General features: G+C 58.4%; 15 protein-coding genes. 6 read left to right on the top strand and 9 right to left on the bottom strand.

The genetic code is table 11. The features are described 5' to 3' along the window. Positions 1-364: 364 nt before the first annotated feature. Both ACIROY_RS19680 and ACIROY_RS19675 read right to left on the bottom strand, forming a co-directional pair. Entirely contained in the window at positions 365-2,206 is a 1,842-nt protein-coding gene (locus tag ACIROY_RS19680) for a TRAP transporter large permease subunit (RefSeq protein ID WP_402343622.1), read from the bottom strand. A gap of 26 nt (positions 2,207-2,232) precedes the next feature. Beyond that, positions 2,233-3,309, bottom strand: coding sequence for a TRAP transporter substrate-binding protein (locus ACIROY_RS19675; RefSeq protein ID WP_402343475.1), 1,077 nt, complete (start codon positions 3,307-3,309; stop codon positions 2,233-2,235). Between the two features lie 255 nt (positions 3,310-3,564). Here ACIROY_RS19675 and ACIROY_RS19670 point away from each other — a divergent pair, with 255 nt between their 5' ends. From ACIROY_RS19670 to ACIROY_RS19655, 4 genes are all read left to right on the top strand, one after another. Continuing rightward, positions 3,565-4,485 carry a LysR substrate-binding domain-containing protein gene (locus ACIROY_RS19670; RefSeq protein WP_402279118.1) on the top strand — a complete coding sequence of 307 codons (921 nt, stop codon included), beginning with the start codon at positions 3,565-3,567 and terminating at the stop codon, positions 4,483-4,485. A gap of 314 nt (positions 4,486-4,799) precedes the next feature. After that, the gene (locus tag ACIROY_RS19665) at positions 4,800-6,167 is read left to right on the top strand and encodes an NAD(P)H-dependent oxidoreductase (protein ID WP_402343472.1); all 1,368 of its coding nucleotides are present in this window, start codon (positions 4,800-4,802) and stop codon (positions 6,165-6,167) included. A 9-nt stretch (positions 6,168-6,176) separates the two neighbouring features. After that, positions 6,177-6,491 carry a putative quinol monooxygenase gene (locus tag ACIROY_RS19660; protein ID WP_402343469.1) on the top strand — a complete coding sequence of 105 codons (315 nt, stop codon included), beginning with the start codon at positions 6,177-6,179 and terminating at the stop codon, positions 6,489-6,491. Then, positions 6,488-7,384 (top strand): NAD(P)-dependent oxidoreductase, encoded by an 897-nt coding sequence (locus ACIROY_RS19655; protein ID WP_402279126.1) that lies wholly within the window; start codon positions 6,488-6,490, stop codon positions 7,382-7,384. The genes ACIROY_RS19660 and ACIROY_RS19655 overlap by 4 nt, the downstream gene beginning before the upstream one ends. A gap of 93 nt (positions 7,385-7,477) precedes the next feature. On the opposite strand, the gene ACIROY_RS19650 is transcribed toward ACIROY_RS19655, so the two are convergent. The 3 genes from ACIROY_RS19650 to ACIROY_RS19640 form a co-directional block, all read right to left on the bottom strand. Further along, complete coding sequence (locus ACIROY_RS19650; RefSeq protein WP_402343466.1) at positions 7,478-7,882, bottom strand: DUF5990 family protein; 405 nt, start codon at positions 7,880-7,882, stop codon at positions 7,478-7,480. A gap of 89 nt (positions 7,883-7,971) precedes the next feature. Further along, positions 7,972-8,442, bottom strand: a complete 471-nt coding sequence (locus tag ACIROY_RS19645; protein ID WP_402279131.1) for a cupin domain-containing protein — start codon at positions 8,440-8,442, stop codon at positions 7,972-7,974. 72 nt (positions 8,443-8,514) lie between these two features. Beyond that, positions 8,515-9,657 (bottom strand): FAD-dependent oxidoreductase, encoded by a 1,143-nt coding sequence (locus tag ACIROY_RS19640; protein WP_402343463.1) that lies wholly within the window; start codon positions 9,655-9,657, stop codon positions 8,515-8,517. A gap of 84 nt (positions 9,658-9,741) precedes the next feature. Here ACIROY_RS19640 and ACIROY_RS19635 point away from each other — a divergent pair, with 84 nt between their 5' ends. Next, positions 9,742-10,431 (top strand): TetR/AcrR family transcriptional regulator, encoded by a 690-nt coding sequence (locus tag ACIROY_RS19635; protein ID WP_402343460.1) that lies wholly within the window; start codon positions 9,742-9,744, stop codon positions 10,429-10,431. A 135-nt stretch (positions 10,432-10,566) separates the two neighbouring features. Then, on the top strand, positions 10,567-10,938 hold the full coding sequence (locus tag ACIROY_RS19630; protein WP_402279140.1) for a DUF4440 domain-containing protein: 372 nt from the start codon (positions 10,567-10,569) through the stop codon (positions 10,936-10,938). A gap of 52 nt (positions 10,939-10,990) precedes the next feature. On the opposite strand, the gene ACIROY_RS19625 is transcribed toward ACIROY_RS19630, so the two are convergent. From ACIROY_RS19625 to ACIROY_RS19610, 4 genes are all read right to left on the bottom strand, one after another. Then, complete coding sequence (locus ACIROY_RS19625; RefSeq protein ID WP_402279142.1) at positions 10,991-11,485, bottom strand: DUF2314 domain-containing protein; 495 nt, start codon at positions 11,483-11,485, stop codon at positions 10,991-10,993. A 202-nt stretch (positions 11,486-11,687) separates the two neighbouring features. Next, a complete protein-coding gene (locus ACIROY_RS19620; RefSeq protein ID WP_402279144.1) occupies positions 11,688-12,290 on the bottom strand; it encodes a hypothetical protein in 603 nt (200 codons plus the stop codon). Positions 12,291-12,451: 161 nt separating this feature from the next. Next, the gene (locus ACIROY_RS19615; RefSeq protein WP_402279147.1) at positions 12,452-12,709 is read right to left on the bottom strand and encodes a hypothetical protein; all 258 of its coding nucleotides are present in this window, start codon (positions 12,707-12,709) and stop codon (positions 12,452-12,454) included. A 67-nt stretch (positions 12,710-12,776) separates the two neighbouring features. Further along, a complete protein-coding gene (locus ACIROY_RS19610; RefSeq protein ID WP_402279149.1) occupies positions 12,777-13,196 on the bottom strand; it encodes a hypothetical protein in 420 nt (139 codons plus the stop codon). Positions 13,197-13,225 lie beyond the last annotated feature (29 nt).

Here is a 13,225-nt window from a genome sequence, read left to right as displayed (position 1 = left end):
TAAACGCCGCCGACAACGCAGTCATGCGCAGTGAGCGGTCAATGGGGTCTGGCGGAAAGAGCTGAATCCAGGTTTGTGTGCTCCGGGTCACACGCAGGATGGCTGGGTTCGATACGGGTTGAATCGCCGCGCACATGCAAGCTGTTGCGGGGCGTTTCAGAAAGAGGATGGATGTATTGCGTCAGGATAGCTGGTTGTCGGCAATCCTCTGGGAGTGTACGTCAATTCCGGCCTGATGATGTCATTCAGGCCGGTTGCGGATAGCTGATTCTGCTGTCAGATATGGCCCCGCCGCGCTTACCTGATCATGGAACGAAAATAAAAGCCCCCGTATTGCAGGGCTTTTATTTGTCATATCGATCTGTCAAAGAAAACCGATTGATATCCAGGGGATGAAGGTAATGGCAATCAAGCCCAGCAGCAGCATTCCGAGATACAGCCAGATGCGTTTGAGCGCCACTTCCGGTTTGACTTCACCGATGATGCAGGCGGCGTAGTAGCACAGGCCGAAGGGTGGTGCGAAGACGCCCAGTCCCATCGCCAGGATCACGACCATGGCATAGTGGATTTCATGAATGCCGAGCTGGCGCGCCACCGGGAACAACAAGGGACCGAACAATACAATCGCCGGGATGCCTTCCAGCACGCTGCCGAGCACGATGAAGGCAACGATGGAGACCAGCAGGAAGCCGGTGGCACCGCCAGGCACCGCCGTCATCATGGCCGCCAGGTCATGTGAAAACCCCGATTGCGTCAAGGCCCATCCCATCGCACTGGCGGCGCCGACGATGAAGAGAATGGCGCCCGACAACGCCGCCGTCTGCACCAGGATAGGCAAGGCCATGTGCCACTTCAGGCTGCCCCGATAAATGATCAGGCCGACGATGAGCGAATAGGCGATGCCGATGGTCGAGACTTCGGTCGCCGTCGCCACGCCTTCCACCACTGCGGTACGGATGACGAAAGGCAGCAGCAAGGCGGGCACTGCGATGGCGAAGGTTTTCAGCACGCGCTTGAGCGGCGCGCGGCTGGTCGCGACGTGGTCCGATCCGGCGCGCCACCAGGCCACCACCGCCAGTACGATGGCAAGGACGAAAGCGGGCATGATGCCGGCGGTGAACAGCGCCGCGATCGATATCCCGGTCACGGAGGCAATCGCAATCAGGACCAGCGAGGGCGGGATGGTTTCGCTCATCGCGCCGGAGGCCGCCAGCAGGGAAATCAATTCGCTGTCCTGCATGCCGCGCTTGCGCATTTCAGGAAACAGCACCGGCGCCACTGCCGCCATATCCGCCGTCTTGGAGCCGGAGATGCCGGACACCAACAGCATGGCGCCAAGCAGCACATACGACATGCCGCCGCGCACGTGACCCACCAGTGCCGCCAGGAATTCCACCATCACGCGTGCCAGGCCGGTCGCATGCACCAGCTGGCCCAGCAGCACGAACATCGGCACCGCCAGCAGGATCAGGCTGCTCATGCCTTCATCCATGCGGCCGACGACGATGACCACCGGCGTCGTGGTGGTCGTCAACAGATACGCGCAGGTCGCAATTGCAAAGGCGAAGGCGATCGGCGCACCAGCCATGACGGCCGCGCCCAGCAAACCGATGAAGAAGATCGGCAGCGCGCTTTGTCCCATCGCGGTGAGCATCGGCGCCGCCAGATAGCAGGCACCGGCGATCACGGCCAGCAACGCGGCGACCGTGAAGATGTCGCGCTTGTCGTGATGCATCAGGCGCAGCGCACAGCTCACCAGCGCGATCAGGAAGCCGACCGGCACGGCCAGCGCCCGCACCATGCCGCTCCAACCCAACGCCGGCGTTTCGACAAAGCCCTGGTCTTCGACATAGTCGAAGCTCGGATGGATCATCATCAGGAGCAGCACGGCCGTAACGCCCACGGCAAGGGTCTCGGCCCAGGCCTGTGCGCGTGGCGGCAGCTTGGAGACAAAGAAAGTGAGGCGCATATGGCAGGAGCGCTGCACCGCCAGCGCACTGCCCAGCATCGCCAGCCACAGGAACAGGATCGACGCCAGTTCATCGCTCCAGATCAGCGAACTGTGCAGCACCGAACGAGCGATGATGCCGATGAACAGCAGCACCACCTCGGCGACCAGCACGGTGGCGGTGAGGACTTCCACCGATTTTTCCAGCCAGTGCTGCGCGTTGCCGAGCATGTTGCCGGCCGGACCGTTCAGCGGCATGGGCGGTGCGGCGCTGTGCACGGCGCTCACGACATTTTCCCTACGACGGCCTCCAGCGCAGCCCATGGCGCGGCGCCGAACTTGTCGCGCCATTCCTTGTAGAAGCCGGCATCCGACAAGGCCTTGCGGAAGGAATCACGATTGGCGGTTTCGAAGACGATGCCTTTCTTGATCAGTTGATCCTTGAGCGTGGTGTTGAGCTGCTCGACGTCGCCGCGCTGCTCCATGTAGGCGCGATCGAATTCGCGTTGCACGATTTTCTTGAGGTCGTCGGGCAGGGCGGCGAACGCGCGGCGATTGCCCAGCATCCAGAACGGATCCCAGATGTGGTTGGTCTGGGTAATATATTTTTGCACCTCGTAGAGCTTGCCGGAATCGATGGCGACCAGGCCGTTTTCCTGGCCGTCGACCAGCTTGGTTTGCAGCGCGGTGTAGAGCTCGTTGAAGTTGATCGAGGTCGGATTGGCGCCCAGCGATTTGAACAGCGAGGTAAACATCGGCGACACCGGCACGCGGATGCGGTACCCCTGCAGGTCGGCCGGCGTCTTGATCGGCTTGGAGGCGGACGATATCTGGCGGAAGCTGTTGTCGCCGGCCTTGGCCACCGAGACGAAGCCGCTCTTGTCGATCTGCGCGCGGATCAGCTTGCCGAGATCGCCGTCGACGCTGCTCCATACCTGCTGATAATCGGAATAGGTGAAGCCAACGTTGGTGATGGCCGCCAGCGGCACGACGGTGGAGATGACCGAGCCGGCGATGTTGAGGAATTCCACGCCACCCGAGCGCACCTGGGTCAGCAGGTCGGTATCCGAGCCCAGCTGACTGGCCGGGAAGAAGCGGATGTCCAAGCGCCCTGCGCTGGCTTCGCGGATACGGTCGGTGGCCTGCTTCAGGCGTGCATTGATCGGCTGGTCGAGCGACTGGCCGGTGGCCAGCTTGTAGTTGAATTCGGCGGCCCGGGCCGGCCCGGACCAGACCGTGAACAACGGCAACGTCGCCGCTGCGGTCAGCAGGCTGCGGCGTTTGGCGGAAGGCAGGGTTGAGGATGCGTCCGACGACGAATCCGACGAAAAATCGCCGCGTGGCGGTGTGGTTTGCTTCATGCTGTTGTCTCCAGTTTTTTATAGGTCGGAATCCGGTTTGAAGGCCGCTTTCCTGGTGAAGGCGCCTGGTTGCCGGATACGGTGCAGCTTGTCTGGCTGCCGCAATCGACATCGTGGTCGACTGCTGTCGAGATTCCTTGGTCGCCTTCTGCGAGGTTGCCTGGGGGAGTCCGTGATTGAATGTAAAAGGTTTGTTGGTGAAGTACAATTAATTTATTTTTAAGCATCGTGTAGAAAATTTAAAGAGTTGACGCCATGTATCTTCCTCTTCGCTCGATCAGTGTTTTCCACGCGGTGGCCCGCTCCGGCAGCATTTCGAGCGCGGCGGAAGAGCTCAACGTCACGCCCTCGGCGGTGAGCCAGCAGATCCAGGCGCTGGAGACGCATCTCGGCACCTCATTGATGGTCAAGGTCGGCCGCGGCGTCGCCCTGACCGAAGCCGGCGAGCGCTATTTCTCCATGATCGCTGAAGAGATCGATCGCATTTCCGAGGCCACGCAAAGTATTCGCGGCCTGCGTCCTGTCACGCTGCTGACGGTGCGGGCGACGCCGACTTTATCGAGCAAATGGCTGCTGCCGCGCCTGCGCTCGTTCCTCGACGCCAATCCTGACCTCGAAGTACGGCTAAACGGCACCAATGAAGTCACCGACTTCACGCGCGAGACCGTGGACGTTGAAATCCGTCACGGGCGCGGCCAATGGCCGGGCCTGTTCACCGAAGGATTGACGGAGGAATGGTTTTTCCCGGTGTGCAGTCCCGGTTATGCCGCCGCCGGCAGCATGAGCGTGGCCGATGTGGCACAGCATCGCCTGATCCAGTCGGTCAAGTCGCAGGTGCAATGGCCGTACTGGTTTTCCATGAGCAAGATCACGCCGCCCAACCAGATGCGCCGGGTGCTGTTCGACCGCAGCCACATGGCGGTCGACGCCGCCGCCGACGGCATTGGCCTGGCGCTGGAAAGCAGCCTGATGATGTGGCGCGAACTGCGCGACGGCAACCTGGTTTGCCCGGTACGCCATCCGCCGAAGATTTCCCAGACCACGCAATGGATCGTCTGCCCGGTCGATCATCTGCGCAAAAACAAGGTCAGCGTCTTCATCGACTGGCTGCGCGTGGAAGTCGCGCAATGGCAGGCGGAGCAAGCGCAATATCTCCGTTTGCCGTTTTCAAAATAATCTCCTCCCGCCCCCGTTTCCTTCGCCTTGTTTTTTCTATCGATTAGAAAAACTAAGTATTTCTCTCGTAAATGTTAATTGTTTTAACAGGATGCGCTGAGTAAACTTTTTTGCACGAGTCGGGCGAAGTCCAAGCTGCACGAGAAGCAGTTCGTCCGATGCGTAAAAGTCTGTCGGTTGGCTTGTCCCGCGGCGTCGGTTTTCCGCGTGGTGGTACAAGGCATAGCGGCAATTTCACGCTTTCAGGTATCGCACCCCAAGCCGAGAACGCGGGAGACACGGGCGATGCCTTCTGTTATTGACGAGGATTAACAATGAATCTGTACAGCTTGCTGCGCGAACGCGCGGCGGCCGGCCGCCCGGTGCGCGTCGGCCTGGTCGGCGCCGGTAAATTCGGCTCCATGGTATTGGCGCAGGCCCGGCTGATCGAAGGCATGCACATCGTCGGCGTGGCCGATCTGAATGTGGAAAAAGCCCATGCCGCGCTGGAGCGGGTGGGCTGGGAGAAGGATCGATATCAGGCCAAAACGCTCGGCGACGCCGTCAAGAACGGCACCACCTGCGTGCTCGACAATGCCGCCGCACTGGCCGATTGCCAGGAAATCGAATGCATCATCGAAGCCACCGGCCATCCGATCGCCGGCGTGCGCCATGCCTTGTCTGCGATCGATGGCGGCAAGCACGTGGTGATGGTCAACGTCGAAGCCGACGCCATGTGCGGTCCCTTGCTGGCGGCGCGCGCCAAAGCCAAGGGTCTGGTCTACAGCATGGCCTACGGCGACCAGCCGGCCATCATCTGCGAGCTGGTCGACTGGGCGCGCTCCTGCGGCTTCGAGCTGGTCTCGGCCGGCAAGGGCATGAACTACGAGCCGCGCTACCGCTACTCGACACCGGACACCGTGTGGGGATTCTTTGGCTGGACCGACGAAGAAGTCGCCAAGGGCGATTTCAATCCCAAGATGTACAACTCCTTCACTGACGGCACCAAGGCCGCGATCGAAATGGCGGCAGTCGCCAACGGCACCGGCCTCGATTGTCCGGACGACGGCCTGGCGTTCCCGCCGACCGGCCTGCATGATCTGGCCAGCGTGTTCCGTCCCGCCGCCGACGGCGGCCGACTCGCGCGCGCGGGCTTGGTGGACATTGCGGCCAGCCAGGAGCCGGATGGCCGCGAAGTCTTCAACAATATCCGCTACGGCGTCTTCGTCACCTTCAAGGCGCCGACCGAATATGCACGCGCCTGCTTCAAGCAATACGGCCTGCTGGTCGACAAGTCGGGCTGGTACGGATCGATGTGGCGGCCGTTCCACATGATCGGACTGGAGACCAGCATCAGCGTGTTGTCGGCGGTGCTGCGCGGCGAGTCCACCGGCTGCTCGAAGGAATTCCGCGGCGATGCGGTCGCCACCGCCAAGCGCGACTTGCAGGCCGGCGAGATGCTGGACGGCGAAGGCGGCTACGCCGTGTGGGCCAATGCGATTCCGGCAGCGAAAAGCCTGGCGCTGGGTGCGCTGCCGATCGGCCTGGCGCATAACGTCAAGCTCAAGCGCCCGGTCAAGAAAGACACTGTGGTCCGCTTTGAAGACGTCGAGTTGTCCAGCGATCTGGACGTCGTGAAGCTGCGTCAGGAAATGGAGCGGCACGCCCGCGCCAATCCGGGCGGCAGCATCCTGCTGCGCTAGGAGTCGCGCATGGCAAATGCAACAGCATTTGTCGTCATTGCCGAGTTCGAGGTCAAGTCCGCCGCCATGGCGGACTTTCTCGCGCTGGCGCATGACGATGCACAGCATTCGGTGGCCGACGAAGCGGGGTGTCGCCAGTTCGACGTAGTGAGCTTTCCCGGTTCGACGCGTGTACTTTTTTATGAAGTGTATGACGACCGCGACGCATTTGATCTGCATCTGGAGACGCCGCACCTGGCACGTTTCAGAGCAGGATTTCCGGCCTGCATCGAGAGTGAATTGCCGGTGCGGTTTGGCAGCGCCGGTAGCGGAGATGCGACATGACGGCACCCGCAAAAATCAAGACCATCGGTTTCATCGGCACCGGCATCATGGGCTTTCCGATGGCGCGTCATCTGGCGCAAGCGGGCTATCGGGTACAGGCATGGAATCGTACGCCGGACAAGGCGCAGCGGCTCTCCGCGTTCGGCGCCGAGGTGGTTGCCGAGGCCGCGGATGTCATCCGTGACGCGGACGCGTTGGTCTGCATGCTCAGTTCAGGCCCCAGTTGCGATGCATTGCTGCTGGGTGAACAAGGTCTGATCGCCGGCATGCGCGCGGGCTCCTTGCTGCTCGTCATGAGTTCGATTCCGGTCGAGACCGCCCGCCATCAGGCGCAACAGGCCGCCGCGCGCGGCGTGGCGTATGTCGACGCTCCCGTCTCGGGCGGTGAAAAAGGTGCGATCGAAGCCAGCCTGGCGATCATGGCCGGCGGTACGGCGCAAGCCTACCAGCAAGCATTGCCGCTGCTGGAAAAAATGGGACGGCCGACGCACGTCGGTCCGGCCGGATCAGGCGAATTGGCCAAGCTGGTCAATCAGATGATGGTCGCCAACAATATTGCCAGCGTGGCGGAAGCGCTATTGCTGGCTGAGCGTGGCGGCGCAGATCCGGCAAAAGTACGCGAGGCGTTGCTGGGCGGCTTTGCCGACTCGACCATATTGCGCCAGCACGCGCTGCGCATGATCAGCGGCGATTTTGCGCCGGGCGGTCCGGCGCGTTATCAGGTCAAGGACACCAACACGGCGATTCGTTTCGCCGCCAGCGTCGGACTGGATCTGCCGATGCTCAACAAGGCTGACCGGCTGTTCGCCGACATGCTCGACAACGGCGACGGCGATCTCGATCACAGCGGCGTGATACGGGAACTGCGCCGGCGCAACCAGCTTCCTGTCTGAGGATCATCCATGACGAGCCGGTTGCACCGGCTCGCCGAAGCGCAGCAGATGGCTGTGGGTCGGCAAGGAGGGGGTGGTCCTCATTCAGTGTGACTAAGACATGGTCCATGCAATCGCCTCGGAAGCATGCGGTCGACGCCCGGTAATGTCCGCGCGGATTGCCGTGGCGTCGCCCAGATCGGCAGCCGTGAAGGCCAGCGGTATTTTCACGCGTTGCACCCACAACGCTGCGGTGGCGGGGGCGGCGCGTTTCCAGCTCAGGTAAATGAAGCGCGCCGCAGCCGTGCCGTGGACAAAGGGGCCGGCGAAGTCGATATTGCCGTTTCCCTTGTCCTTCACCAGAACCACGCACTCGAACGCCATCGCGCCGTCGCGTTTGCGGTTGCCGGCGTACACGTTCTGATCTTTATCCTGCAGTCCGACGTCAGCCGGCTCGTCGAGAGACGGCAGCGTTTTGCAAGTCAGGGTCACCTTGATCTCGCGGGACAATGCGCTCATGCGGGAATCCTTATGTTGATGTTGCTGGGAGTGTTGCGTGGGTGATGCGCTTGTCCGCAGTGCAAGCGCGGGACGGACAAGCGTCAACATTAATGCACGAAGGTGATGTCGTCCTTGGCCTGCGGCGGGATCTTGATCGCAATCGCCTTGACCGGGCCGGCCGTCACCACGGCGCCGGCGTGCGGCGTGCCTTTGGGGATGATGATCAGGCTGCCGGGTTTGAACTCCTTGAGTTCTCCGCCCAGCCACATGGATCCGGTGCCTTCGACGATGTACTGGATCTCATCGGTCTTGGAATGGATGTGCTTGTCGACGTTGCCCGACTGCAGATTGATGGTGGCGTTGTCCGTGTTGACCAGAGTTTTCGAGCGCAACTCAGGATAAGGTGTGGCGGGCAGCGCGGCGTGGTTGATGGCATTCAGGTCGATCACGGTCGCCACCAGCGGCGCTTGCTGCGCGTGGGCAGCCGGAACCAGATGTTGCAGCAGTGGCGATGCTGCAATGCCGGCCGCAAATGCGCCGACGATGGCAAACGCGATGAGGGTGTTTTTTTGACGCATGGAGTCTCCGTTTTTTTAGTTGTCGCAGGTTGCGCGGATAGCCGATAGGGGCTGCGTCGATCATAGCATTGCCTACGCTTCAAGGTGATTGGCGTCCGGCTCCTGGAACATGTCGATCATCCCCCATGCAGGATCTTCTCCGGCAAGCAGTTCATAGAATTTTTCACCTTCCGCCGCGACCTTGGCGCTGCGCTCGAACATGGCTTGCTCAAATTGATGAAGAGCGGTTTCCAGGTCATCGGCATGCAAGGCGATGGCCTTGGCAAGTTCGGCGCCGTCGTACAGCGCCAGGTTGGCTCCCTCGCCGTTGGGGATGCTGAGGTGGGCGGCGTCGCCGATCAGGCTTACTCCCGGCACCCGTTGCCAGCGGTGTTCGTTTGGCAGAGCGTGAAGCGGACGCCATAGCGGGACCGTGTCGCTGTCGGTGATCAGTGCAGTGAGTTCAGGCGCCCAGCCCGCGAACTGATCTGCAATACGCGCGCTTGCCTTCGCCTTGTCCGTGAAGTCGATATCGGCAAACCACTCCAGCGGCTTGGCCAGCATGGCATAAGTGTGCAGCGTGTCATGGCGCTCACGATGCGCCATGATCGCCTTGCCTTGAACGGGGGCGCCCATTTGCCCGGTGCCGACCGCTACCGCGCTGGCCGGGTGGCGAACGCCCGCATCGAACAGAAACGTCTCCACGTACGACATCCCGGAATACCGGGGCGTGACGGTGGAGAGCAGCGGACGCACCTTTGACCAGGCGCCATCGGCGCCGACCAGAAAATGCGTGATGACCGTTCCGCCATTGGCAAAGCTGACTTCATGGCGGCCGTCTCCCAACGAGCGCACACCGGCGACTTTGTACCCCCACCGTACTGTCCCGGCCGGCAAGGAATCGAGCAGCATCTGCCTGAGCTCACCGCGTTGCACCTCGGGACGGCCGCCGTTGCCGTCATCCGGATTCTCGAACAGCAGGCTGCCGTCGGGACTTAAAACCCGCATCGCCTGCCGTCCCTCCAGGATCAGTTCCTGGAACTGCGTGAGCAGGCCGGCGTCTTGCAGCGCCAGCTGCCCATTGTAATCATGGATGTCGAGCATGCCGCCCTGAGCGCGCGATTCGGCCGAGGGTTCCGTTTCGTAGACGATCGACGTAATGCCGTGCAGGTGCAGGACACGAGCCAGTGTGAGGCCGCCGAGCCCGGCCCCGATGATGGTGATTGAGGTATTCATATGGATTTTCCGGGAAGTGGCTGTTAAGTTTGGAACGATGTTCCAATATATTGGAATGGCATTCCATTTATGTCAAGATGTCGCATGGTAAAAAAAATGCAGCGTCGTCCACGACGTGATGAATCCTTGTCGCGGGAGCAGATCATCGAAGCCGCAATCGAACTGCTCGATAGCGGCGGCGAGCCAGGTTTGACCTTCCGCAACCTGTCCGAGCGCCTAGCCACAGGTCCGGGAGCCATCTACGGACACGTCGCCAACAAGAATGATCTGCTCGAAGCCGCCTGCAGCGCGGTGATTGGACCTGGTGTGAATTCACAGGCGAAGGACATGCCGCCGAAAGCGGCGATTCGCGCCTTAGCGCTGATGATGTTCGATGCGATGGATGCGCATCCGTGGATCGGTTCCGCGCTGGCGTGGGCCGCTGGAAAGTCGACCATGGTGAGCGTGCTGGAGCGTATCGGGCAACAAGTGCACGCGCTTGGCGTGGCACCCGACAAACACTGGGTCACCGTGTCAGTGCTGTTGAACTACGTCCTCGGAGTAGGCGGGCAGAATGCCGCCAATGCGCAAGCGGCGCGGGCGCGAGAAGCGGAGAGAGATGAATTCCTGAGTACGGTGGCAGACGCCTGGTTGCAGCTCGACCCCGATCGCTATCCGTTCACACGCAGTATCGCTACGCAAATGCGTGTCCACGACGATCGCGCTGACTTCCTGGTGGGAATTGATCTGATCCTGGCGGGCATTGAATCTGCCGGGACGGCAAGACCGCAATAGGGCGAACGCATTCGCTCCTGAAGTTGTTCGCTAACGGCCGACTATGGACATCTGCATGTTCTTCCTTGTTTGTCGCAATCATGTTCAGCATACTGATCCAGTCAGATAATCATCGATCACGTTGAAGGGAAGCGAATGCCGACATCCGGACTTGACGCCGTGCTTGCCGAACTTATCGCCCGAGAACCCATTTTTCATCGAAGGGAGTTCGGGACAGGGCGTGAGGCATTGCTCGACATGACTGCCGACGATTTTTGGGAAATCGGCGCAAGCGGCGATATCTACGACCGTAACTTCGTCATCGAAACATTGTTGGAGCGATACGAAACGCAGGAGGAAGGAGACTTTTCCTGCAGGGAGTTTCACATCCGGCAGTTGGCTGACGATCTCTACCAACTCACCTACTTACTGCAGCAGTCCGGCCGGCGTACACGAAGAACGACGCTGTGGAGAAATACTGATGGAAAATGGAAAATCGTCTTCCATCAAGGAACGCTGATTTCCTGACACGCTTTGGCGATGTCTGCGTCTGGCCGGTTGCAGACAAAGTTCACTATGTCTAATGCTCCATCCATTGCCGAACGCCAGTATGCTCGTCAAATAACTGCCGTTGATTGTCGGGCAGGCGGCTTCGTTGAACACGCAGTGTGAAGCCACCATATAGCTTGCCTTGATCGTTCGCAAACCAATCATAGACGTCTGCACGTCGGCAATGCACGTATTTTCCGGGCGGATACCAGGTATGGAGTTCAGCCGGTGCTTCGAAGATGAGTCCCAAAAACGCATCCGCTTCGTCTGGATCAGTTTCGGCAATATTTACCCAAAGGAAGAGGAATCGCTCCTCTCCAAGTTTCTCAGATGCCACAGGATCTCTGAGACGAAGTTTCACGCAACATACGGAGGCTTTGCCATCACGCACGAATGAATCAAGTCGGTCAAATGTCGCTGCAGCCGATTGATAAGCGACTTGCATCTCGGTATCGCTACCGTGTGTTCGCGTAAATAATGGTTCTTTCGTTGAACGCCTAAAGACGTCTTTGATTTTTCCCCACATAGACCTTCCCCATTTTGATTCTTGTAATGCGCCATGTGCATTTGTTAGTGAAGAACGTTATTGCTGACTATAGTAGAGCTTGTTTTAATTTCCCCTTCTGGTCGATTGCGGACATCTCTATGGACCTTATCTTGATTGCATGAACGATGCTGTCGTTAAAAATAATCCTTGGAAGAAACCATTGAAGAAACCCGTAAAATCTTCATGGGCATGCATTCGCGCGTTTCTGAGAGTTGACAGATTCGATCACTGAGCCATACGGTTTGGCAGAAGGATTAAGCCGCATGTTTTCTCTATATGCCTCGACGGTATGATCCAGATCGCTGCATGCCGCTTTTCGATCGCCCAGAGCGACATGCACATCAGACATGAGGTAGTAGACATTCGTCAAGGAGTCAAATTTCTTTGCTTCTTGAAGAAGGACCTCTGCGCGAAGGAAATAGTTGAGCGATATCTCATAAAACTCCTTCGTTTTCTCCAGACGGTTGTCGTAAGTCACGGATTTATCGAGGAAGCCATCACGTCTATATATTTTTTCCCACTTGACTACCGCTACGGACTCCAACAGAAGGGCATATTCTCGATACGTATTCCCGAGTCCATGAACGTCATCTTTTTCCTTAAAGACAGACATCGCCTCCTGAATTAGACGTTCTGCCGGAATTGGTCGATTCTGCCTAACAAAAAGATCATGGGCGTCGTCCAGTTTTTTCCATGGGTTCGAAGTTGCCGCAACGTCAAAGGCTGCGCAGTTGCAGAGCAGAAGAGTTGCAATAAATGCTCCGGCTAACCGAAGTTTTCTCATATTCCGCCTTATTAAAACTATTTGGGATCTTCTCAACGATTGAATATTATCGGTGCTGCTGATTTTCTGCAGTGCTGAAAGATTCGCAATGACAAGTACGCTACGAGCTGGTTGCGGACGTCGGCCTCCCTATTCAGGCTGCGCCGGCGGCAGTCGACCATTTATAACGGTTCAAGATCCGCAGGAAACTGGCTCGCTTTTTCCCATTCCACCTCACTTAAGTCTTCGCGAATGTCACGACGATGCCATGCTCTATTGAGATGGGAAAAGACGTGTCCAAGATCAATCCGTAGATTAGCTTCATCATATTCAGGATCCTGACGCATATCCTCGATCAACGTGGACAGATGTTCTTTTGCATCTTCCAATTCCGACATCAGGAAAATCCATCCTATAGGTGCGTTTTCTTTTGCAATCACGAATGGGCTTCCTTTTTCACCAATGCCGACTTCTGGCCGGTGGCGGACGCACGCTCAAAAAAATGAATTATTGAATACACAGCGGATTTTGGTGTTTCGCGTCCGTCATAACTCGCCTCAAAAACCTCAGCACCTCCAATGAATCATAACAACGTTCATGACGCCCTTTGATCGGTAAGTCAACTGTTTGGGAGCCCTTCATCTTCAGCAAGAGACTTTCACTATTCTTTCCATCGGTTAGTTCTACATCAATAACATCGATGAATCGCAATACTATTAAATTGCCGTTGTCATTCCAGGTCAGTCCTTGGTCGAATATGGCAACCACATCTTCTTCAATGTTGGAATTTCGATAGTAACCAAGCAATGCTCCTAAGTTCGATATCCTGGACGGACATGTCAACTCATCGACTTGGGGCTGTGCATGCTCGTAGTTCTTAAGTGCCTTCAAGATTCGATGTACTCGCATGGCTGTTGTGATTTTCATTATGAATAATGACAAGAGTTATGGCCGTT

Source organism: Herbaspirillum sp. NPDC101396 (assembly GCF_044767365.1).
GTDB lineage: Bacteria > Pseudomonadota > Gammaproteobacteria > Burkholderiales > Burkholderiaceae_D > Herbaspirillum.
This window is presented reverse-complemented; position numbering and strand designations above follow the sequence as displayed.